This window comes from Bradyrhizobium sp. 134 (assembly GCF_023074155.1).
GTDB lineage: Bacteria > Pseudomonadota > Alphaproteobacteria > Rhizobiales > Xanthobacteraceae > Bradyrhizobium.
Genome location: NZ_JADPKX010000034.1, coordinates 631,522 through 653,623, shown reverse-complemented (window position 1 = coordinate 653,623; position 22,102 = coordinate 631,522). Strand labels below are relative to the sequence as shown.

22 protein-coding genes are annotated in these 22,102 nt (G+C 64.7%); 13 read left to right on the top strand and 9 right to left on the bottom strand.

Annotation, left to right across the window (positions count from 1 at the left end; translation table 11 throughout):
• Positions 1–41 precede the first annotated feature (41 nt).
• The 3 genes from mtnA to IVA75_RS12730 all read right to left on the bottom strand — a co-directional run bounded on the left by mtnA (position 42) and on the right by IVA75_RS12730 (position 2,442).
• Positions 42–1,151, bottom strand: a complete 1,110-nt coding sequence (gene mtnA / locus IVA75_RS12740; RefSeq protein WP_247285224.1) for an S-methyl-5-thioribose-1-phosphate isomerase — start codon at positions 1,149–1,151, stop codon at positions 42–44.
• A gap of 18 nt (positions 1,152–1,169) precedes the next feature.
• Positions 1,170–2,045, bottom strand: coding sequence for an S-methyl-5'-thioadenosine phosphorylase (locus IVA75_RS12735; RefSeq protein WP_247285223.1), 876 nt, complete (start codon positions 2,043–2,045; stop codon positions 1,170–1,172).
• A 124-nt stretch (positions 2,046–2,169) separates the two neighbouring features.
• Positions 2,170–2,442, bottom strand: coding sequence for a phosphopantetheine-binding protein (locus IVA75_RS12730; protein WP_027566007.1), 273 nt, complete (start codon positions 2,440–2,442; stop codon positions 2,170–2,172).
• A gap of 357 nt (positions 2,443–2,799) precedes the next feature.
• Between IVA75_RS12730 and IVA75_RS12725 the strand changes: the two genes are divergently transcribed.
• The 8 genes from IVA75_RS12725 (at position 2,800) to IVA75_RS12690 (ending at position 12,327) form a co-directional block, all read left to right on the top strand.
• Complete coding sequence (locus IVA75_RS12725) at positions 2,800–4,017, top strand: acyl-CoA dehydrogenase family protein (protein WP_247285222.1); 1,218 nt, start codon at positions 2,800–2,802, stop codon at positions 4,015–4,017.
• Between the two features lie 74 nt (positions 4,018–4,091).
• The gene (locus IVA75_RS12720) at positions 4,092–5,072 is read left to right on the top strand and encodes an amino acid--[acyl-carrier-protein] ligase (protein ID WP_247285221.1); all 981 of its coding nucleotides are present in this window, start codon (positions 4,092–4,094) and stop codon (positions 5,070–5,072) included.
• Positions 5,073–5,109: 37 nt separating this feature from the next.
• Positions 5,110–5,985 carry an acyl-CoA acyltransferase gene (locus IVA75_RS12715; protein ID WP_247285220.1) on the top strand — a complete coding sequence of 292 codons (876 nt, stop codon included), beginning with the start codon at positions 5,110–5,112 and terminating at the stop codon, positions 5,983–5,985.
• 223 nt (positions 5,986–6,208) lie between these two features.
• A complete protein-coding gene (locus IVA75_RS12710) occupies positions 6,209–6,973 on the top strand; it encodes a PAS-domain containing protein (protein ID WP_247285219.1) in 765 nt (254 codons plus the stop codon).
• Positions 6,970–9,075, top strand: coding sequence for an EAL domain-containing protein (locus tag IVA75_RS12705; RefSeq protein WP_247285218.1), 2,106 nt, complete (start codon positions 6,970–6,972; stop codon positions 9,073–9,075). Before IVA75_RS12710 ends, IVA75_RS12705 begins: the two co-directional genes overlap by 4 nt.
• A gap of 193 nt (positions 9,076–9,268) precedes the next feature.
• Positions 9,269–10,246: a tripartite tricarboxylate transporter substrate binding protein gene (locus IVA75_RS12700; RefSeq protein ID WP_247285217.1), complete on the top strand. Its 978-nt coding sequence runs from the start codon at positions 9,269–9,271 to the stop codon at positions 10,244–10,246.
• An 82-nt stretch (positions 10,247–10,328) separates the two neighbouring features.
• Positions 10,329–10,814, top strand: a complete 486-nt coding sequence (locus IVA75_RS12695; protein WP_247285216.1) for a tripartite tricarboxylate transporter TctB family protein — start codon at positions 10,329–10,331, stop codon at positions 10,812–10,814.
• Between the two features lie 4 nt (positions 10,815–10,818).
• The gene (locus tag IVA75_RS12690) at positions 10,819–12,327 is read left to right on the top strand and encodes a tripartite tricarboxylate transporter permease (RefSeq protein WP_247285215.1); all 1,509 of its coding nucleotides are present in this window, start codon (positions 10,819–10,821) and stop codon (positions 12,325–12,327) included.
• Positions 12,328–12,344: 17 nt separating this feature from the next.
• Here the strand turns inward: IVA75_RS12690 and IVA75_RS12685 are convergent, their stop codons facing one another.
• Positions 12,345–14,039, bottom strand: coding sequence for a bifunctional diguanylate cyclase/phosphodiesterase (locus IVA75_RS12685; protein WP_247285214.1), 1,695 nt, complete (start codon positions 14,037–14,039; stop codon positions 12,345–12,347).
• 221 nt (positions 14,040–14,260) lie between these two features.
• Here IVA75_RS12685 and IVA75_RS12680 point away from each other — a divergent pair, with 221 nt between their 5' ends.
• Positions 14,261–14,521, top strand: coding sequence for a hypothetical protein (locus tag IVA75_RS12680; protein ID WP_247285467.1), 261 nt, complete (start codon positions 14,261–14,263; stop codon positions 14,519–14,521).
• A gap of 1 nt (position 14,522) precedes the next feature.
• Here IVA75_RS12680 and IVA75_RS12675 read toward each other — a convergent pair whose 3' ends face one another.
• The 3 genes from IVA75_RS12675 to mtgA all read right to left on the bottom strand — a co-directional run bounded on the left by IVA75_RS12675 (position 14,523) and on the right by mtgA (position 16,324).
• Positions 14,523–15,155, bottom strand: a complete 633-nt coding sequence (locus tag IVA75_RS12675; RefSeq protein ID WP_247285213.1) for a hypothetical protein — start codon at positions 15,153–15,155, stop codon at positions 14,523–14,525.
• A 142-nt stretch (positions 15,156–15,297) separates the two neighbouring features.
• Complete coding sequence (gene rpmF, locus IVA75_RS12670) at positions 15,298–15,480, bottom strand: 50S ribosomal protein L32 (protein ID WP_007598106.1); 183 nt, start codon at positions 15,478–15,480, stop codon at positions 15,298–15,300.
• Positions 15,481–15,649: 169 nt separating this feature from the next.
• Positions 15,650–16,324: a monofunctional biosynthetic peptidoglycan transglycosylase gene (gene mtgA, locus IVA75_RS12665; RefSeq protein ID WP_027566018.1), complete on the bottom strand. Its 675-nt coding sequence runs from the start codon at positions 16,322–16,324 to the stop codon at positions 15,650–15,652.
• Between the two features lie 160 nt (positions 16,325–16,484).
• Here mtgA and IVA75_RS12660 point away from each other — a divergent pair, with 160 nt between their 5' ends.
• Positions 16,485–17,408, top strand: a complete 924-nt coding sequence (locus IVA75_RS12660; protein WP_247285212.1) for a polyprenyl synthetase family protein — start codon at positions 16,485–16,487, stop codon at positions 17,406–17,408.
• A 7-nt stretch (positions 17,409–17,415) separates the two neighbouring features.
• Positions 17,416–18,105: a DUF1345 domain-containing protein gene (locus IVA75_RS12655; RefSeq protein WP_247285211.1), complete on the top strand. Its 690-nt coding sequence runs from the start codon at positions 17,416–17,418 to the stop codon at positions 18,103–18,105.
• Positions 18,106–18,121: 16 nt separating this feature from the next.
• Here the strand turns inward: IVA75_RS12655 and IVA75_RS12650 are convergent, their stop codons facing one another.
• Both IVA75_RS12650 and IVA75_RS12645 read right to left on the bottom strand, forming a co-directional pair.
• Positions 18,122–19,954 (bottom strand): caspase family protein, encoded by a 1,833-nt coding sequence (locus IVA75_RS12650; protein WP_247285210.1) that lies wholly within the window; start codon positions 19,952–19,954, stop codon positions 18,122–18,124.
• A gap of 180 nt (positions 19,955–20,134) precedes the next feature.
• Complete coding sequence (locus IVA75_RS12645; protein ID WP_247285209.1) at positions 20,135–20,563, bottom strand: GFA family protein; 429 nt, start codon at positions 20,561–20,563, stop codon at positions 20,135–20,137.
• Between the two features lie 92 nt (positions 20,564–20,655).
• Between IVA75_RS12645 and IVA75_RS12640 the strand changes: the two genes are divergently transcribed.
• Positions 20,656–21,030 (top strand): nuclear transport factor 2 family protein, encoded by a 375-nt coding sequence (locus IVA75_RS12640; RefSeq protein WP_106941496.1) that lies wholly within the window; start codon positions 20,656–20,658, stop codon positions 21,028–21,030.
• Between the two features lie 191 nt (positions 21,031–21,221).
• Complete coding sequence (bla, locus tag IVA75_RS12635; protein ID WP_247285208.1) at positions 21,222–22,091, top strand: class A beta-lactamase; 870 nt, start codon at positions 21,222–21,224, stop codon at positions 22,089–22,091.
• Positions 22,092–22,102 lie beyond the last annotated feature (11 nt).

Below are 22,102 nucleotides of genomic sequence, written 5' to 3'. Positions count from 1 at the left end.
AGCGTCATTCTCCGTCATTGCGAGCTATCGCCGAACCAGACCTACTCCGCCGCGGCTGCGATCCGCTCCGGAAACGCCGCGGCAAGTGACGCACGATCGGCTTTCAACACGCCTCGCTCGGTGATGAGGCCGGTGACGAGCCGCGCCGGGGTGACGTCGAAGGCATAATTCGCGACCGGCGAGCCCTCCGGCACGATGCGTACCGTCTCAAGCCTTCCGTCTGCGGTGCGGCCGGTCATGTCGGTGACCTCCGTGCCGCTGCGCTGCTCGATCGGGATGTCGCGGACGCCGTCATCAACGGCAAAATCGATCGTCGGCGACGGCAGCGCGACATAGAACGGCACGTTGTTGTCGTGAGCGGCGAGCGCCTTCAAATATGTGCCGATCTTGTTGCAGACGTCGCCATTGGCGGCAACGCGATCGGTGCCGACGATGGCGAGATCGACCATGCCGTGCTGCATCAGATGCCCGCCGGTGTTGTCCGGAATCACGGTATGCGCCACGCCGTGATGGCCGAGCTCCCAGGCCGTGAGCGAGGCGCCCTGGTTGCGCGGACGCGTCTCGTCGACCCAGACATGGACCTTGATGCCGCGCTCGTGCGCGAGATAGATCGGCGCCGTCGCCGTGCCCCAATCGACGGTCGCAAGCCAGCCGGCATTGCAATGGGTCAGCAAATTGACCGTCTCGCCCGGCTTCTTCCTTGCGACGATCGCCTCGATGAGTTTCAGGCCGTTGCCGGCGATGCCGCGGTTGATCTCGACGTCCTGCTCGACGATCTCGTCGGCGCGCGCATAGGCAGCTTCGGCCCGCTCCAGCGGATCGATCGGCGCGAGGCTCGCGCGCATCTCGTCCAGGGCCCATTTCAGATTGATCGCGGTCGGCCGCGCCACCACGAGCGTGTCGTAGGCACGCTTCAGGCCGGCGTCGGAGGCGTCCTCGCGCATCGCCAGCGCCATGCCGTAGGCTGCGGTCGCGCCGATCAGCGGCGCACCGCGCACCAGCATCTCGCGGATGGCGAGGGCCGCGTCCTCGCATGAGGTCAGCTTCGCAACGATGAACTCGTGCGGCAGCCGGCGCTGGTCGATCGCGCCGACCGACCAGCCGTCGCGCTCACGCCAGATGCTGCGGAAATGCTTGCCGTCGACCTTCATAGCATTCTGCCTTTCGTATCACGTTCGCAGGATGCGCCTGGCCACCGCATCGAGCTTCTTCAAGAGCTCGGGATCGCGCGCCTCGGGCGCGGTGATCAGCGCGGTATCGAGCGCGCGGTCCGAGCCGATCGGGCACGGCTCATGCTCGCGCGGGAAGTCTTTCGCCAGCCGCGCCACCAGCGCTTTTGCCTTGTCGGCGTTCGAGCTCAGAACGCGGATGATGTCCTGCACGGTGACGGCGTCGTGATCGGGATGCCAGCAATCGAAATCCGTCACCATCGCGACGGTGGCGTAGCAAAGCTCCGCCTCACGCGCGAGTTTCGCCTCGGGCATGTTGGTCATGCCGATCACGGAATAACCAAGCGTCTTGTAGGTCGTGCTTTCCGCATTGGTCGAGAATTGCGGTCCCTCCATGCAGACATAGGTGCCGCCGCGCGCAAACGCGATGCCCTCGGCTTCGGCCGCCGTGGCAAGATGGATGCGCAGCCGCGGCGAGACCGGGTGCGCCATCGACACATGCGCGACACATCCCCTCCCGAAGAACGAGCTCTCGCGTTTGTGGGTACGATCGACGAACTGGTCGACGAGAACGAAGGTTCCCGGCGGCAGTTCCTCCCTGAACGAGCCACAGGCCGACAGCGAGATCAGGTCGGTGACCCCGGCGCGCTTGAGGACGTCGATATTGGCGCGATAATTGATGTCGGAGGGCGACAGCCGGTGGCCCTTGTCGTGGCGCGGCAGGAACACGATCGGCAAGCCGGCAATTGAGCCGCGCCGCAGGGGCGCCGACGGCTCACCCCAGGGGCTTTTGATCACCTCTTCGCGAGCGTCCTCCAGCCCCGGCAGGTCGTAAATGCCGGAGCCGCCGATGATGCCCAATACCGCCTGCGTCATACCTGCTCCACCCCGTTCGCGCCTTCGCAATCCCGTGGGGAAGCTATGCCAGTTTTACGTCGGTTTTGGAACGGGTGATGGGGTCAGGAAGTGCCGTCAGGAGGATGCGCGCCAGCTCGCCTGATTATGCCGCGGCCGCCGACTGCAGCTGGGTCGCGACCATACGCTCCAGCGTCTCGACCGACTGAAAGTTCTCCGGTGTGATCTCGGACTGGGGAATCGTGAAGTCGAACTCGGCTTCGACGCCGAGCATCAGATTGACCATGTCCATCGAGGTCAGGCCGACGTCGACGAGCTTGGCCTGCGGCGTGACTTCGGCGGAGAGCGAGTTCTGGGCGAGGATGCCCTTCACCAGCTTGATGATGCGATTGCGCAACTCGGTATCGAAAGCCTGCATCGGTAAATTCCCATCTGTCGACAAAGGTCGGACCGGTTGCCGGCTACGATGGGCACGGCGGGCCGATCCCGCAATGGACACCACCATTACTTCGCGTTTCTTAGTAAACGATGACTCAGATTGTCTGGATTTCCGGCTTCTTACAGATCCCTAACGCGATCGCGGGAATCCGGACGATGCAAACAACCCGAACTTAACTGTTCGTTCGGAATTGGGCTTTGTTTACCCTCTATTTCATCGACGAATTTGAATTAAATCCGTAGCCTCATCTCATAAGCAAAGATGGTCGAAGGATCGCTCAAGCGGCATCGCGAATGATGCCGGCGATCCTGAACGGCAAACCGGAGGCGGACGAGTATGAACGTGCGTGAAGCAGTCCTCACTGTCGACGAGACGCAGACGAGCTTTCTCGAGCATGGTCCCTCCCTCGTCGAACGCGCCGCCCGGACCGCCACCGTGGCGGCAGCCGACGCCGACGGGGTCGATCGCGATGCCCGCTTCCCTCACAAGGCTTTCGAGGTTGCGCGTGAGCAGAAGCTGCTCGGCGTCATGATCCCGGCCGAGTTCGGCGGCTTCGGTGCCTCGATCCACGACGTCACCGACGTCTGCTACACGCTCGGACGCGCCTGCGCCTCCACGGCGATGATCTACGCCATGCACACGACAAAGGTCGCCTGCGTCGTCAGGCACGGCCACGGCATCCCCTGGATGGAAACCATGATGCGCCGGGTCGCGCGCGACCAGTGGCTGCTCGCCTCCTCCACCACCGAAGGCCAGAACGGCGGCAACATCCGCGCTAGCGCCGCCGCCGTCGACGTCGCCGGCGACACCGTCTCGCTGCTGCGCGACGCCACCGTGATCTCCTACGGCGCCGAGGCCGATGGCCTCGTGACTATCGCCCGCCGCGCCACCGACGCTTCTGCGTCCGACCAGGTTCTTCTGGCGCTCGCCAGGGACGATTATTCGCTGAAGCGGACGCTGGGCTGGGAAACGCTCGGCATGCGCGGCACCTGCTCGACCGGTTTCGAGTTGAAGGTCGACTGCCCGACCGACCGCGTCTTCCCGGAATCCTACGACAAGATCCACGCCCAGACCATGACGGCGTTCGCGCATCTGTGCTGGTCCTCGGCCTGGGCTGGTATCGCTGCAGCCGCCGTCACCCGTGCGCAGGCCTTCGTTCGCAAGGCGGCCCGCACCTCAGGCGGCCAGATGCCGCCGGCGGCCGCGCATTTCACCGCCGCCAAGATGTCGCTGGCCAAGCTGCGGGCGCTGATATCAGCCAATATCGACGCCTTTGCTCGCGCCGAGCACGACGAACGCGCGCTCGGCTCGCTCGACTTCCAGTCTTCGATCACGCTTCTGAAGGTGCAGGCCTCGGAGCTCGCGGTCGAGACCGTGATGCATGCCATGCGCACCGCAGGCCTTTCCGGCTACCGCAATGACGGTGAGTTCACCATGGGCCGCCACCTGCGCGACGTGCTGTCGTCGCCGATCATGATCAACAACGACCGCATTCTGGCCAATGCCGCAACATCGACCCTGATGAGCGGCGTGCCATTGAGCCTTCACGACTGACGTCTTTTTCCTAACTGACGCGCCTTGGCGACCAAACCAACAAGAACAATTTTGAGATAGCAGGACATCGAATCATGAACATTGCCGTCCTCCCCAATTCGCCCGAGACCGCCCCGCAAATCGCGGATCCGCTCGATCATCTCGCCGACAAGCTCTTTCATCCGATGGGCTCGGACGGCGTCTACGCCCGCACCGCGCTTTATGAGGGCATCGTCGAGCGGCTCGCCGCACTCATTACGAGCCATCGCGAGGCGGGCACCGAAGTGATGCGCTTCCCGCCGGTGATGAGCCGTTCACAGCTCGAGAAGTCCGGCTACCTCAAGAGCTTTCCGAACCTGCTCGGTTGCGTCTGCGGCCTGCACGGCACCGAGCGCGAGATCAACGCCGCGGTCAGCCGCTTCGATGCCGGCGGTGACTGGACCAGCTCGCTCTCGCCGGCAGACCTCGTGCTGTCGCCGGCGGCCTGCTATCCCGTCTATCCGATCGCGGCGAGCCGCGGCCAGTTGCCGAAGGGCGGCCTGCGCTTCGACGTCGCCGCCGACTGCTTCCGCCGCGAGCCGTCAAAACATCTCGACCGGCTGCAATCGTTCCGGATGCGGGAATATGTCTGCATCGGCAGCCCCGACGACGTCGCCGATTTCCGCGAGCGCTGGATGGTGCGCGCGCAGGCGATTGCGACCGATCTCGGTCTCACCTTCCGCGTCGATTATGCCAGCGATCCGTTCTTCGGCCGCGTCGGTCAGATGAAGGCGGTGAGCCAAAAGCAGCAGCAGCTCAAGTTCGAACTGCTGATCCCGCTGCGCTCGGAAGAGCAGCCGACGGCCTGCATGAGCTTCAATTATCACCGCGAGCATTTCGGCACGACCTGGGACATCAAGGACGCCAATGGCGAGCCGGCCCACACCGGCTGCGTCGCCTTCGGCATGGACCGCCTGGCTGTCGCCATGTTCCACACCCACGGCACCGATCCTTCCGCCTGGCCCGCCAAGGTGCGGGAGATCATGGGCCTGCAGCCGCAGATCGCGGCCGATGCCCACGGCGAAGGCTGGCGCTAACGGGAAGAGGCCGGCCATTTCCACGGGAAAGACGAGCGTGATCCATACCAAGGTCCGATGCCGCGAGATCACCGAGTCCGACGTCGATGCGGTCGCGGACTTGCTGACGCGCGGCTTCGTCGGCCGCTCGCGCGGCTACTGGATCCAAGGCCTGCGCCGGCAGGCCTTCAGGCCCGTACCGGAAGGCTACCCGCGCTTCGGCTACATGCTCGACAACGACGGCACGCCGGTCGGCGTGCTGCTGCTGATCTACACGGCGCGGAGGGACGGCGATGAGACCGCCATCCAGTGCAATTTGTCGAGCTGGTATGTCGACCCGGCCTACCGCAACTACGCCCCGCTCCTGACCAAGATCGCGCAGCGCCACAAGGACGTCACCTATCTCAACATCAGCCCGGCGCCGTGGACCTGGCCGATCATCGAGACGCAGGGCTTTCGCGCCTATTGCCGTGGCATCTTCTTCTCGGTGCCAGCGCTGGCGCGCGTCCCACGCTGGAGCAAGATCGAGGTCATCTCGCAGCACGCCAAGACGATCGACGGGCTTTCCGATGCCGAGACCGATCTCTTGACGCGGCATGCGCGCTACAGTTGCCTCAGCCTCGTCTGCCGCACGCCGAAGGGAACGTTCCCCTTCATCCTGCAACCGGTGCGCATCCGCCGTGGCATCATTGCGCCGCCCGCGATGAAGCTGATCTACTGCCGCAACGCGGCCGAATACACCGAATGCGCAGGCCGCATCGGCCGGCTGCTGCTGCGGCTCGGCAAGATCGCGGTCGCCGTCGATTCCAACGGCCCGGTTTCCGGCCTCGTCGGCATCTACACCGAGCGTCGCGGCCGCAAATATTTCAAGGGCCCACACCGGCCGCAGCTCGCCGATCTCACGGATACGGAACTCGTGCTGTACGGGCCGTAGGCCCCGTTTGGGCCGGGCATTCGATGTCATCCGGGCCTAACGCGCAATTGCGCAGGTCGACCGGCGCGACGGTACCTTGCCCCCTTCACATTGGCAGCATCCTGCATCGTCGGTCACCCTCCGTAAACTACGGCGCTTAAGGGAATTTTCCCGCCTCTTCGCTAGCCTCGGCGGCTGAATTACATCGCGTTAAGTCTATTGCCCGCCGAGACCCCGCCGCCCCATGACGTCGATCCGCGACAACGAGCTTGATGCACGCCGCGAGCAGGGCCCGAAGGCCCTGGTCGGGCTGAGCCAGCTCGCGCTCGACCACATGGAGCAAGGCGTCTGCGTCTACGATGCCGGCAACCGGATCGTGCTGGTCAATCAGCGCTACCTCAGCCTGTTCAACATGTCGGCCGAAATCGTGCGGGTCGGCACGAGCTACCGTGACGTGCTCGCCCACAGCGTGGCCCTCGGCAACATCCCTGCGGGGGAAGTCGACGCACTCTATGCCGCCCGCATGGCGCGGATCGCAGCCGGCCAGCCGTTCCGGACTCAGCAGACGCTCGCGAGCGGCCTGGTCATGGCGCTCGAGCTAAAACCGCTTCCCGGCGGCGGCTGGATGACGATCTGCGACGACGTCAGCCGCCTCGCCCGGGTCGAGGCGGAGCTGCGCGTGCAGACCGAGCGCAGCCAGCACGCGATCGCCAACATGGCGCACGGATTGATCATGTACGACGCCGACAGCCGCGTCGTCGTCTGCAACGAACGTTTCCTGAAGCTCTACAATCTCGACCCGGAAATCGTGAAGCCGGGCGTCTCGCATTGTACGGTCATCGAGCATTGGATGTCGCGCGGCAACCTGCCGGGGATGTCGGCCGACGAATTCCACGACACCAGGCTGGAGGACGTGCGCACCAGGAAGGCGAAAAACCTGCTGGTGATGCGTTATGACGGACGGATGGTGCAGGTGGCTTCCCGTTTTCTGCCCGCGGCGGCTGGGTGACCGTGCACGAAGACGTCACCGAGCGGCTGCAATACGAGGAGATGCTAAGGCAGCAGAACTTCATGCTCGACGCGGCGCTGGAGAACATGGCGCACGGACTCGCCTTCTACGACAGCGAGATGCGCCTGCGCGTCTGCAACACCACCTACCGGAAGATCTATCGGCTCTCGCCGGAGGAAGCCAAGCCGGGCACGCATCTCGGCGAACTGATCGAACGCTCGATGGCAAACGGCGCGTTCTCCTCCGAGTATAGTCCGCAACAACTCCTGGAAGCCGCCAGCGCAAGGATTGCCGACCGCAACTCCTCGCCGATACGCCGGCGGATGTCGAACGATACCACGATCTCGGTGCGCTATTGCGCTCTGGCCGAGGGTGGTTTTGTGGCCACCTATGAGGACATCACCGAACGCGAGCACGCAGTCGAGGAGCTGAGCGAGCAGTATCGGCGCTTCGACGCCGCCCTGAACAACATGAGCCAGGGCCTATGTATGCTCGATTCGAGCTTGCGCGTCATTGTCTGCAATCGGCGCTACATCGAGATGTACGGATTGTCACCCGAATTGGTGAAGCCGGGTGTGTCGATGCGCGAGATCATGGAGCACAGCTGCGAGCTCGGCATCCATCCAAACACCACCGCCGCGCGGCTCTATGCCGACTATGTCGAGAGGCTGCGCGAGGGCGAGCACACACTGCACCGCTATTTGGGCGACGGCCGCATCATCAAGCTCAATCACAAGCGAATGGAGCATGGCGGCTGGGTCGTCACCTATGAGGATGTCACCGAACGCCACAAGGCCCAGGCCCGCGTGGCGCACATGGCGCGGCACGATTCACTCACCGACCTGCCCAATCGCACTCTGTTCCGCGAGAAGATGGGCGAGGGACTGAACCAGGTCGCGATCGCCGGCGGCGCGATGGCCGTGCTGTGCTTCGACCTCGACAATTTCAAGACCGTCAACGATCGCCTCGGCCACGCGGCCGGCGACCGGCTGTTGCGCTGGGTCGCGGCGCAGCTGAAGGAGAATGTCGGCGAGCACGACACCGTCGCTCGGCTCGGTGGCGACGAGTTCGCGGTTCTCCAGCGCGGGCCGCAGCCGCAATCGGCGGAAAGGCTCGCGCGCCGCCTGGTCGAGATCATCGGTCACCCGCCGCCGCTGGAGCACCAGTCGATGCATGTTGGCGTCTCCGTCGGCATCGCAATCGCACCCGATCATGGGCTGGACGCCGACGAGCTGATGAAATGCGCCGACCTCGCGCTGTACCAGGCCAAGGCCAAGGGGCGCGGCGCCTATCAGCTGTTCGAGCCCGAAATGGAGAAAGAGGCTCGCAGCCGGCACGCGCTCGAGCACGACCTGCGCGGCGCGCTGGAGGCCCGTGAATTCCACCTGGCATTCCAGCCGCAGGTGCGGCTCGACACCACCGAACTTACCGGCTTCGAGGCGCTGCTGCGCTGGAAACACCCGTCGCGCGGCCTCGTCTCACCGGCGGAATTCATTCCGATTGCGGAAGAGAACGGCCTGATCGTTCCGATCGGCGAGTGGGTGCTGCGCACGGCCTGCGCGACCGCCGCGACATGGCCCGATCTCACCGTCGCCGTGAACCTGTCGCCGGTGCAATTCCGCTCGCGCGGGTTGGTGACGATCGTGACGAGCGCGCTTGCGGAGGCCGGCCTGCCACCGCATCGGCTCGAACTCGAGCTCACCGAGACGGCGCTGCTCGACGACAGTGAATCGACGATCGAGATCCTGCACCAGCTCCGCGCGTTGGGGGTGCGCGTCAGCCTCGACGATTTCGGCGTCGGCTATTCTTCGCTGAGCTATTTGCGCAGATTTCCGTTCGACCGCATCAAGATCGACCGCTCCTTCGTCGGCACGATCAGTGAAAGCCCGGAGAGTGTGGCGATCGTCCGCACCATCGCTAGCCTCGGCTCGGTGCTCGGCGTCGAGACCACGGCGGAGGGTGTGGAGACGATTGAACAACTCGACTTCGTCCGCGAATGCGGCTGCACCGCCGTGCAGGGATATTATTTCGGCAAGCCCTCCCCGGCCGCGGAGGTCGGACGCGTGATCGAGACGCTGAGCGCAGTACGCCGCGTGGCGTAAGGGCCCCACCGAAGGCAAATTCCGTATCTCGGCACGCCTTCAAACGACCAATTGTCGCACGTGCGCTTTTCGGCGGGATCACCGTATCGCGCCCGCGCAATGCGCTTTTCTTCTCCCATGAATTCGGGGACAATCCCGTCATAACAATGAGAAACGGCGGCCTGAACCAGGTCACCGCGAGGGAGGAGTTTCGATGTCGCGATACGGGCTGAAGACAATCGCCTTTGCCGCCATGCATGCCGTTGTGAGCGCGCTGCTCGCAACCGCCGCCGGTGCGCAGGATTATCCCACCAAACCGGTGACGCTGATCGTGCCATGGCCCGCCGGCGGATCGACCGACATCTCGATGCGCGCGATCGCCGACAGTGCGTCCAAGGTCCTGGGGCAGCCGATCGTGATCGACAACAAGGCCGGCGGCGGCGGCACTGTTGGACCTGCCACCATGGCCGCGGCTGCGAAGCCGGACGGCTACACCATCTCACAGCTTCCGATCACCGTCTTCCGCCTGCCCCTGATGCAGGAGGTGTCCTGGGATCCGGCGAAGGACTTCACCTATATCGTTCACCTCACCGGCTACACCTTCGGCGTAACCACCAGCGCCGAGTCGCAATTCAAGTCCTGGAAAGACGTGGTCGAGTTCGCGAAGGCAAATCCGGGCAAGGTGACCTACGCGACGCCGGGCACAGGCACCTCGCTTCACATCGGCATGGAGCAAATCGCCGCGATGTCCGGCATCAAGCTCACGCAGGTGCCGTTCAAGGGCGGGGCAGAGACCAACGCCGCAGTACTCGGCCAACACACCATGCTGCAGGCCGACTCCACCGGTTGGCGGCCCTTGGTTGACGCCGGCAAGCTGAAGCTTCTCATGGTGTGGACCGGCGCGCGATCGCCGAATTATCCTGACGTGCCAACGCTGAAGGAACTCGGCTATCCCATGGTCTATGATTCCCCGTTCGGCATCGCCGGCCCCAAGGGCATGGATCCCAAGATCGTCGCCAAGCTGCACGACGCCTTCAAGAAGGCGGTCGAGGACCCCGCGGTGATCGCCACGCTCGCCAAATACGACATGGTGCCGAGCTACAAGAATACCGAGGACTACAAAAAGTTCGTCGTCGAGGTCACGGAGTCAGAGCGCAAGGTGATCGACACGCTCGGGCTTGCGAAGAAGTAGGATTGGGCCACTTTCGTGTCCCGGATCTGCAGCACACCGCGTCGCGCTGCGTAGCGTCCGGGGCACGACCGAGAGGGTATCGATGAACGACCAAACCACCGTCAAACTCCGTTTCAACAACTCCGAACTCTGGGGCGGCTTGATCGGGCTCGCGCTGGGCGGCTTCGTGATCTGGCAGGGTGTGAAGCTCAAGCTCGGCACCATCAACGATCCCGGCTCCGGCTACGTACTGTTCTACACGGGCATCCTGATGTGCGTGTTCGCGGCCAGCATTATCATCTCGGCCATCACCGAGGGCGGGCCGACGCTGGCTTCGCGCTGGGACAATGTGAGCTGGAGCAAGCCGCTTCTCGTCATCGCCTGCCTCACTGCGTTCTCCTTTGCCCTCGAGCCGCTGGGATTCCTGCTGTCATCGATTCCGCTCATGTTGCTTTTGCTGCGCTTGATCGATCCCGTGCGTTGGACGCTGGCGATCCCGATCGCCGCGCTGGTGCCGCTCGGGATGTGGTGGGTACTCAAGCGGCTGCTGCTGATCCAGCTACCCTCGGGCCTGTTCGGGATCGGTTGATCGCATGGATACGCTCGTCAACGTCGCGCACGGGTTTGGCGTCGCGCTCCTGCCGATCAACCTGCTCTACTGTTTCATCGGCGTCTTCATCGGTACGCTGGTCGGCGTGCTGCCAGGCATCGGGCCGATCTCGGCGATGTCTCTGTTGCTTCCGGTGACACTGTCAGGAACGCCGGAATCCGGCATCATCATGATGGCGGGGATCTATTACGGCTCGATGTATGGTGGCTCGACCACTTCGATCCTGGTCAATATCCCGGGCGAGGCGGCTTCCGTCGTGACCTGTATTGACGGCCACCAGATGGCGAAGCAGGGCCGTGCCGGCCCTGCGCTGGGCATCTCCGCCTTCGGCTCCTTCATCGCCGGCACATTTTCGCTCGTTGCGCTGATGCTGGTGGCACCTCGGCTCGCCAACATCGCCATCGCGTTTGGCCCTGCCGAATATTTTAGCCTGATGGTGCTCGGCCTCATCGTGCTCACGTTCCTCACTCAGGGATCAATGCCGAAGGCGCTCCTGATGGCATGTATCGGCGTCGTGCTCGGACTGATCGGCCTCGACAGCATCACGGCGCAGCCGCGGCTGACGTTCGGCCGCATGGAGCTGATCGACGGCATCGGACTCGTGCCCGTCGTGATGGGCCTGTTCGGCGTCGCCGAGGTGCTGCTCAATACCGAGCAGGCGATCAAACGCGATATCGTCAACGCCAGGATCACGCAGTTGCTGCCCAGCAAGGCCGATTGGCAGGCGAGCGCCGGCCCGGTGGCTCGCGGCACGTTCCTCGGCTTCCTGCTCGGCATTCTCCCGGGCGGCGGCGCCGTGGTCGCCTCGTTCGCGTCCTATGCCCTGGAGAAGCGGCTGTCGAAAACGCCGGAGCGTTTCGGCCATGGCGCGATCGAGGGCGTAGCGGGTCCCGAATCCGCCAACAACGCGGCGGCCGGAGGCGCTTTCATTCCGCTGATGACCTTGGGCATCCCCCCGAACGTGGTAATGGCGCTACTGCTCGGCGCCTTCGTCATCCATGGCCTGCAACCGGGGCCGCTGCTGATCACGCAGAACCCCGGCCTGTTCTGGGGCATCGTCGCCAGCATGTATATCGGCAACGTCATGCTGCTGATCCTCAATTTGCCGCTGATCGGCATGTGGGTGCAGCTGCTCAAGCTGCCCTACAACATCCTGTTCCCGCTGATCATCCTGTTCACGATCCTGGGCGTCTATTGCTCGAGCAACAACGTGTTCGACGTCTATGTGATGATCGCGTTCGGCATCATCGGTTATTTCATGCGCAAGCTCGGCTTCGAGCCCGCGCCGCTGGTGCTGGCGTTCGTGCTGGGACCGATGATGGAGAACAATCTGCGCAAGTCGCTGATCCTGTCGCAGGGCGACCTCTGGACCTTCGTGCAGCGCCCGATCTCGGCAGCGTGTCTGGCGCTCGCGCTGGTGCTGCTGATAGCGCCGTTATTGCCCGCCTTGCGCAAGAAGCGCGAGCTCGTGGCGCTGGATGAGGGGGCATGAGGGTTTGGCAGGGTGTCTCAGCTTGCCGCGGGCAGCGCGCTGTCCGGCGGCGCGCCCCAGGGGCGGTCGGCTGAGGCGAGCCCGATCAGGCGGCCCTGGATGTAGTCGCAGCCCCAGTCGCGCAGCATGTTCGCAGCTTCTTCGTCCTGCACCCATTCGGCCACCGTCTTGATGTCGAGGCGGCGAGCGAGGTCGATCAAGGTCTGCACGAAGGCGCGGTCGTCGGCGGAGCGAGTGATGTTCTGCACGAACGCGCCGTCGATCTTCACGATGTCCACGCCGAGCTTGCGCAGATTACGGAACGAGGTGTAGCCGGCACCGAAATCGTCGATGGCGATGCGACTGCCGAAATTCTTCAGCCGGGTGACGAAGCCGCGCACGTCGTCGATGTCCTGGATCGCGACGGTTTCGGTGATCTCGACGATCAGCCGCTCGGCGACGCCGGGATGGGCGCGCATGAGCGATTCGATTCCGGCCCACCAATCCGGATCCATGGTGGTGTCCGGCGAGATGTTGAGGCTGAGGCAGATGTCGGGCGCGGCGGCGAGTTCGGCGACCACGAGCTCGAGCACGCGGTGATCGACCAGGCGGATCAGGCCGAGCCGTTCCGCGACCGGCACGATGTCGGGCGCGAGCAGCACCTGGCCGTCGCCCTGGTCCATCCGCACCAGGCATTCGTGAAAAGCGCACTCGCGCGAGAGGGCGGCAACCACCGGCTCATAGGCGAGCTTGATGCGGCGCTCATTCAATGCGGTGACGATCTCGTCGGTGACGCGGATGTTGACGCGGCGCTGGGCGTCGCGCGCGGCATCCGGGCGCCAGGCTGCGAACGAGCCGACTCGGCGTTGTTTCGCGGTGTCCAGGGTCTCGTGGGCGCGATTGACGGCTTCATCGGTGTTGCGGGCATAGCGCGGCACGCTGACCGCGCCGATCGAGGCGGTGACCGACACCGGGCCGGATTTGGTCGGCACCACCTCGTCGCGGATGCCGGCGAGGAAGCGCTCGGCGGCGACGTTCATGTCGTCGACGGTGCAGTTCTTCAGGATCAGGCCGAACTTGTTGCCGGAGAAGCGGCCGAGCACGTCGCCGCCGCGCAAGCGCGCGCGAATGCGCGTGGCGACGTCGAGGATCACGGCGTCGGCAACGTCGAAGCCGAAGGCGTCGTTGACACGCGCGAGATGATCGATGCCGACCAGCATGAAGGCCGCGGTCGAGCGGAAACGGGTCGTCTCCTCAACAGCCTCGGCCAGCGCGGCGATCAGATGCGAGCGATTGAGCTCGCCGGTCAGTGGATCGAGCCGGGCGAGCTTCGTCAGTTCCTCGTCGCGGGCATGGCGTTCATTGTTGATGCGGACGGAGCCGATCGCACGCACCGGGCGGCCGTCGGGGCCGGCGAACCAGCGGCCGGTCTCCTCGATCCAGACCATGGGATCGGCGGCGCTCATGCGCACGCCGTACTCGACCCGGTAGGGCGTGCCGTCGGCGCCATGCACGGCTGAGGTCTGCGCCAGCGCGGCGGTCCGCAGCGATTGCGCGGGCTCGATCAGCTTTGCGAATTCGGCGCCGGTGGCCAGCCGTTCGGTGGGAATCCCGGGGAAGATGGCGCCGACCTGCTCACCCCAGACGATGGCATCGCTGGCGATGTCCCAGGCGAACACGGCCTGGCCAAGGGCAGCCAGGATGTCGGAGGCTTGCGGCAATGCGGGGGTCAAAATCGCCTCGTTTCGGGACAGCGGGGAGTCCTGAGTCGGCACAGGATAAAGCCAGATTCGCCATTGACCCTAGGCAAAGTTGATAAACAATTTGGAAACCACGTTTGTTCTCGTGCAGGAACCAAACCGGCCCGTCCGGCATAGGCCTTGCGAGTACATCACACGCACCGGCGCCAGCGTCTCGAAACGCGACAATCCAAGCCGGGTCAACGGTGATCGCGATGTTGAGTACTGATCAAGTGGACGTGGCGGACAACGGCACAGGCTCGGCTGTGGTGCCGCTGATGCCGGTTTTGCAGTGGGTCCACAAGGCACCGCTGCCGCGCCCCGATCCGAGCTTCGTCGCCCAGCTCATCGCCAATGCCGAGCACCTGCCCCAGGCGAGCCGACTTCGCCGCGTGTCTTCCGAGGATGCGCAGGTCGCCTATGGCAGCAAGCGCCCGCTTCCGAGCGTGACCGCGCGCACGCGCCAGGTGGCTTGAATCAGCGCGGCGCGTCGGGAGACGGCTGGGTGCCGTTGCCCGGCTGCAAATGCGGCGAGGGAATTTCCGGCGAGGGCGTACTCACAGGCTTTGGCGCGGGATGATCCATCAGTACGGATTCGGCGACCGATTGCGCGGAAGGCGCGGATGCGGGCGGCGCAACGACCGGCTCGAACTTGGGCTCGAACGTCCCGTCATCCGCCGGCGTCTCGGCCTGGCGCCTGGCCTTGCGAGGCGCCGGCACAGTCGTTTCGGCGACATAGGCGACGCGGCGGCGGGTGCGCTGGGCGATGCCGCCGAGGAAATCGGCCATCGCCAGCAGCACCAGAAGGAAATAGGTGGAGTTGCCGAATTTGGGCCACATCACGAATTCGGCCGCAGCCGCGCCGAACACAATCAGCGACAGCAAATGATCCATCAGGAATTTCGACCCGGGCCGCGCGCCCTTGACTACCTCGAGCAGCAGCAGCACGACACCTAGCGCGAGCATCACGTCGGCAAGCGTGACCGGCCAGGCCTCGCCCGTGATCATCGGCACCCTGAACAGCACGTCCGTAAAGGACACGCTGGGCATCAGGAAGGCGATGATGTTGTAGACCGCAAGCGGGATCAGGAGCAGCGGGAAACCGACCATCGGCGAAATGCCTTCTCGATCAAGAAATCCAGACAGGACAATGCGGCGGCGAAGCATTCGCTCCGCCGCCGTCACTGTCATATCTCATGGATTGGCCGAAATCAGGCAGGCGAAATCATCCTGCCTGGGAAAGGTCCTGAATTCAGGACTCTTTCTTCTTCAGGACCTGACGGCCCTTGTACATGCCGGTCTTGAGGTCGAGATGATGCGGACGACGGAGCTCGCCGGAGTCCTTGTCTTCCACATAGGTCGGCTTCTTGATGGCGTCAGCCGAGCGGCGCATGCCGCGGCGCGACGGCGAGGTTTTTCTTCTCGGAACGGCCATTTCAGTATCCTCTAGGGATTGGTGTCATCAGGGCATCGTCCGCGAGGGGACGGCTCAGCACCCGCAAACCGAGGCGAGCTGAATGCCGGTCAAGGCCGGGCTTATAGAGGAAGGCCTGCCTTAAATCTAGGGCTCTGGGCCGGAAAATGCGCCCGAAAAGGACCGGAAATCAGCGATTCTCCCGCCAGCAGGTCGAAAGCGAGCTCGCCTGCGCCCTCGCCACATAGGTCCCGGCCAGCCGCCGGACACCCGGTCCCGGCGTCCTGGCGCTGCGTTTGACCGGATTCGGCAGGATCGAGGCCAGAAGCGCCGCCTCCCGGGGGGAGAGATTCGCCGCCGATTTGCCGAAGGCATAGGCGCTGCCCGCCTCGGCCCCAAACTGGCCCTGTGGTCCCAGCTCAGCGATGTTGAGGTAAATCTCCAGGATCCGTGCCTTGGGCAGCACGAGATCGATCCACAGCGCCAGCGGGAATTCCAGCGCCTTGCGGACGAAGTCCCGCCCCTGCCAGAGGAACAGGTTTTTCGCCACCTGCTGGGTGATGGTGGAAGCGCCCCGGAACGGGGTGCCGTCCTCCCGGGCATCGTCGACCGCCTCACGCAGCGCCCCCCAGTCGATACCGTGATGCTTGCAGAAATGGGCGTCCTCGGCCGCCACCACCGAGCGTGGCAGCGAGGGCGACATCGCCGCCAGATCGATCCATTCCCGCTGCATCGGCGCACCCCGAAGCGAGCGCCAGATCATCAGCGTCGAAACGGGATGGCCGGCGCGGTAGAACGGCGCGACGACATAGGGCGCGAGAACCGCGACCGCGAGCACCAGGAGAAGGATTTTGACGACGCGCAAATCAACCTTTCCGGCGCAGAACGAAACGCGGCCACGGGCCCGGCATTAAGTCTGTGATAATTCGGGCCTTTTCCAGCACTTTTTAGGCCTTCCAAACGATTGACTGAGGCGGGCGCATAAAGGATTGTCCCGCCGAATTTTAGTTCTGGAGCCCTTCTTGATGACCGGCACGTCCCCGTCCGATTTCGCCAAACGTCTGGACAAGACCGCTGATGACACCGAGGCGCTGCTCGGGCGCCTGCTGTCGGACGACATCCTGCCCGATGAGATCGCCCGGCCCAAGCGACTGATGGACGCAATGCGCTATTCGAGCCTCAACGGCGGCAAGCGCCTGCGGCCCTTCCTGGTGGTCGAGAGCGCGGCCGTGTTCGGCGTGCCGCGCGAAGCCGCGCTGCTCGTCGGTGCGGCGCTCGAATGCATCCACTGCTACTCGCTGATCCACGACGATCTGCCGGCGATGGACAATTCGGACCTGCGCCGCGGCCGTCCGACCTTGCACAAGAAGACCGACGACGCGACCGCGATCCTCGCCGGTGACGGCCTCCTGACGCTCGCCTTCGACATCATCACCCGCGACGAGATCCATCGCGACGCCAATGTGAGGCTTTTGCTGACCCGCGCACTGGCGCGCTGCGCCGGCATCGGCGGCATGGTCGGCGGCCAGATTCTCGACCTTGCCGGCGAAGGCCGCTTTGGCGGCAATGAGCCGATCGACGTCGCCCGCATTCAGCAGATGAAGACCGGCGCGCTGCTGCGCTACGGCTGCATCGCCGGCGCGATCCTCGGCCAGGCCTCGCAAAGGGAGTATCAGGCGCTCGACGATTACGGCCGCGCGCTCGGTGAAGCCTTCCAGATCGCCGACGATCTGCTCGACGTCGAAGGCGATGCCGCCGCGCTCGGCAAGCCTGCCGGCGCCGATGCAGCTCTCGGCAAGACCACCTTTGTCACCCAGCTCGGCATCGAAGGCGCCAAGCAGCGCGTCCGCGACCTGCTCGCGCGGGCTGACAGCGCCGTGTCGATCTTCGGCGATCGGGCCGCAGTGCTGCAAGCGGCTGCGCGGTTCGTCGCCGAACGCAAGAACTAGCCGCACGATGACGGGCGGCACCAAAGAGGATCCCGCCCTCGTCCGCTTCCGCCAGATGTCGCGGCCGATGCGGCTGATTTACGCCCGGCCGCGGACGTTCATCTCGCTTGCCGTCGGTATCCTCGTCTGTCTGCTTGTGCCAGGCTCATCCCGGCTCACGACGCGGCTTGTGCTCGGCTGGGATGCGCTGATCGCGGTCTATCTCGTGCTGGTCTATGCAATGATGCTTTGCAACGATCACCAGCATATCCGTAGAAGCGCCGCGATGCAGGACGATGGCCGCTTTGTGATCCTGCTGGTGACGGCGATCGGCGCGTTTGCGAGCATCGCAGCCATTGTCGCCGAGCTCGGCGTCCACCGCGGAGCCGCGGAGCTGACCATCGCGATCACGACCATCGCGCTGTCCTGGGCAGCCGTGCATACGACCTTCGCGCTGCATTACGCGCATGATTATTATCGTCACCCAACGCCGGGCGGCCTTCAGTTTCCAAGCGGCGACAAGGAAGACCACGCGGATTATTGGGACTTCGTCTATTTCTCGTTCGTGATCGGCATGACCGCGCAGGTCTCCGACGTCGGCATCACCGACAAGACCATCCGCCGCACCGCCACCGCGCACGGCATCATCTCATTCATCTACAACACGGCCTTACTGGCGCTGACTGTCAACATCGCGGCAAGCGCGATCTCGGCCTGAACTCACTCCCGCAATCCTAGTTACAGACCTCGGCATTGGCATCGTTGCCGGGGCCGCCGCCGCCGCGATATTCGAGATGGCAGCCGCGGTTGACCGGACGGCAGCCGCCGTTATTGCAGAACATCTGCCCGCCACTCGAGCGGCGGCTGGCGCCAGCGGCGGCAGCTATGCCCGCAGCGCCACCAAAGCCGCCCGCCGCTTCTGCAGCCGAACCGCCGGCTTGACGACGCTGCCGTGCGGGACGCTCGTCGCCGTCGTGAAGCTTTGCGGTCGCAGGCTTGGCGGTCGCGGGCTTGGCGGCACGCTGCTTCTCGCACTCGTTGTCGTCGTTGAGCGCATAGCCATCACGGCAGACGATCTTGGTGCACTTGTCGCCGTCGGTCTTGAAGCCGTGCTCGCAAACCAGCGGACAGACGCGTGACTGTTTCGACTTGACCGTGTCGAGCGCATCGGTGCTTGCCACCTTCACGTCGAGCTTGGTGCCGGCATAGCGGTTGAACTGCGACAACGAGCGCTGTGCGGACGTGGTCCAGTTGCCGTCGGCGGCGCCGGAGAAGCAGCCGACGCGGCCGAGCTCGGTCTGCACCGAGCGGCTGAGATCGGCCGGCGCGGTGGCCGGCGTCAGCGACGCGACGTTGGTGCCGGCTGGGCTCGCCGTGCTGGCGGGCGCTGCACTCGGCGCCGCGGCGGCGAGATTGACGCGCTGCTGCTCGGCGGCGGCCGCCTGCTGCTGCGCCTGCTCCTTGGCCTTTTGCGCGGCAAGCTGTACCTGCTCTGCGGCCTTCGCATCGGCGGCTGCCTTTGCCTGCGTATCCTTCTGCGCGCCAACCGCGGCGAGACGATCGCGCTCGGCCTCGGCCTGCTTGGCCTTCTCGGTGGCCGCCGCATGAGCCTGTTCGGCGCCGATTTTTTCGACCTGAAGCTTGGCGAGGCTCGCATAGAAGCCGTCGGGATGCTGGGCAAGGAAGGCATCCCACGCCGGCCTGTTGCCGACCTGGAGCGCGAGTTCGTAATCGCGGCGGATGTCAGCCTGAGGATTCGGCGCGGGCGCAGCGGCAGCCGCAGCGGTCACCTTGACCGGCACCAGCGGAACGTCTTCGCCGCCGAGCGAGCCATAGACGAACGGCTCCTGCTTGTTACCTGTCGACTTGAGCACGTCGTCGCGCACGAAGCCGAAGGCGCGGCGGACGTCGAGGCCGGGCGTCGTCAGATGCTTCGACAGCGCCACGGTGAAGGGGCTGTTCGCACCGTCGCCGTCCTGCGCCGTGAAGCCGGCCTTGGCCGAATAGGCGATCAGCGTGTTGGAGCTGGTCGGCTCAACCTGGGCGAGGCCGCGGCCGATGCCGCGCGAGGCGACCGTGCGCTTCATGGTCTTGCCGAACGGATTGTCACGGCAGGCATCCAGGATCACCAGGCGAAGCTGCTTGGCCGGTTCGACCGCGACCAGGACGCGGTCGAGGGAGAGCGCCTCGTCAAAGACGTCGGTGTCACGCTCCAGCTTGGCGTCGACAGGGATCAGATAATTCGAGCCTTCGACCTCGATGCCGTGGCCGGCATAATAGACTACGGCGATATCGGCATCGCGGGTCCCGTCGGCGAATTCGCGCAGCACACGCCGGGTTTCCTGCGCCGTCAGATCGCGCCGGGAATCGACGATGTCGAACCCGGCCTCCTTCAGCGTCCTGGCCATCACCGAACCGTCATTGACGGGGTTCGTAAGCGACGGCGCATGCTGATAGGCGGAGTTGGCGATCACCAGCGCGACGCGCTTCCCGGCGAAAGCGGGCCCGGTGCCGAATAGCAGCGCGACGACGAGGAGAAGTGGGCAAAGTCTGAGCAATTGGCGCATGACACGACTTCCGAGTTCAGGGCAGTTCGAGCCCCTTTGGGACGGCTTTAGCAGGGTCCGTCGCGGACGCTTGTGACGGAGGTCACGAAGGTGGCGCCGGCGGCGGGCCGAAAGACCCCTTTTGTTTGTCGCGCCAGTCCGGCCGCGGTTCGCCGCGAAACAGGTGCGCAGCAGGTTCCCTCAGGCATCCCCGATGTGGCCCCGATATTGAGGCAGATTGTCCGTAATCTCGTGCCAGGGCGCCTTCGAGCCCACGAAAATGTGGGCGCTCGGTCGGATGGAGGGGACATCGACCAGGGTTCCCATGGCGACATGGACCCATTTTCCCTCGCGCACCCGGGAATAAAGCAGCGAGCCGCAGCGGGCGCAGTGGGCGTCGTGGGTGGTGTCGTCACCGTAGATGGTGCGCTGGTCCTCCCCTCTGATGATGCGGAGCTTGCTCTGCTCGATGCCGGCGAACGGCTTGAAGGCGGCGCCCGTGGTGCGGCGGCAATCCGAGCAGTGGCAGTTCATCGCATAGGAGAACGCGTCCGCCACCTCGTAGCGCACGGTGCGGCAGTAGCATTCGCCGATCAGGAAGGAAGCGTTCGAATTCTCTGATCCGGTCATCACAGCGTCCTTGCGCCAATGGTACGGACACCATAGCGCATTTTGATGTGTACGACTAAGTTCGCCCTGAGCCATCATTCAAAGGGATGACCATGAGCCAGAACCGTTCGAGCGTCGAAGCCGTCGTGCAATCTTACTTCGACGGACTTTACGAGGGCGATGCCGAAAAACTCGGCGCCATCTTCCACCCCTCCGCCGATTTGCGCTGGGTCGAGAAGGGCGAGCTGCAGGTGCTGACCGTGCCGGACTGGCTCGACCGCGTGCGCAAGCGTCCCTCCGGCAAGGCCGAAGGCAAGGCGCGCGAGGATTTCATCGTCACCATCGACCGTTCGGACGACAAGACCGCCTTCATCAAGGTCCGGTGCCAATTGCCGCCGCGTTTTTTCACCGACTATCTGGTGGCGATGAAGCTCGCCGACGGCTGGCAGATCGTGTCGAAATCCTATCGGTATGACCTGCGGGAGTGAGGGGCGCGACCATCCGCTGCCCGAAATCGGGCGCACTCGTCGCACATCCTCCGTCATTGCGAGCACAGCGAAGCAATCCAGAGTCTTTCCGCGGAGGCAGACTGGATTGCTTCGCTGCGCTCGCAATGACGATGCGGATGGAGTGCATGCCGCATCTCCACCGCGCCGCCCGTCTCACTCAAAGGTTCCCCATGCTTCTCGACCGCCGTTCGCTGCTCGCCTCGCTGTGCTGGATGGCCGCCTCCCCTGCGCTCGCCGCGGACGCGCAGCCTGAGCTCGAAACCTATGAGCGCGAGAGTGGCGGCCGGATCGGGGTCTATGCCGAAAACCTCGCGACCGGCGCAAAGCTCGCCTGGCGCGCTGACGAACGGTTCGTCATGTGCTCAACATTCAAGGCTTCGCTGGGGGCTTGCGTCCTGGCGCGGGTCGATCGTGGCGAGGATCAGCTTGCGGCCATGATCCCGTACGGCAAGGCCGACCTGCTGGAGTACGCACCGGTCGCCAGGCAGAACATTGCCGCCGGCGCAATGTCGGTCACCGAGATGTGCAAGGCGATCGTCGAGCTCAGCGACAACACCTGCGCCAATTTGCTGTTGGCACGGATCGGCGGCCCCGCCGCGCTCACGGCATTCTGGCGCTCACTCGGCGACACCACCTCGCGGCTCGACCACAATGAGCCCGAGCTCAACCGCTCACCGCCCGGTGATCCCCACGACACCACGACGCCGGCGGCGATGGCAGGCAATCTGCGCCGGCTGCTCACGGGCGAGGCGCTGTCGGCCACCTCGCGCGCACAGCTCACGGAGTGGCTGGTGGGTTGCAAGACCGGCGCGAACCGGCTGCGTGGCGGGCTCCCCGCAAGCTGGAAGATCGGCGACAAGACCGGCAACAACGGCAAGGACGCCTCCGGCGACGTCGCAGTGGCCTGGCCCAAAATCGACACGAAGCCCGATGCACCGATCCTGATCGCGGCCTATACTCAGGGCGGCACGCCGACCGCGGCGCAGATCGAAACCGTGTTCGCACGCATCGGCCGCATGGTGGCCGAGCGGCTGGTGTAAGCCGCACGCAT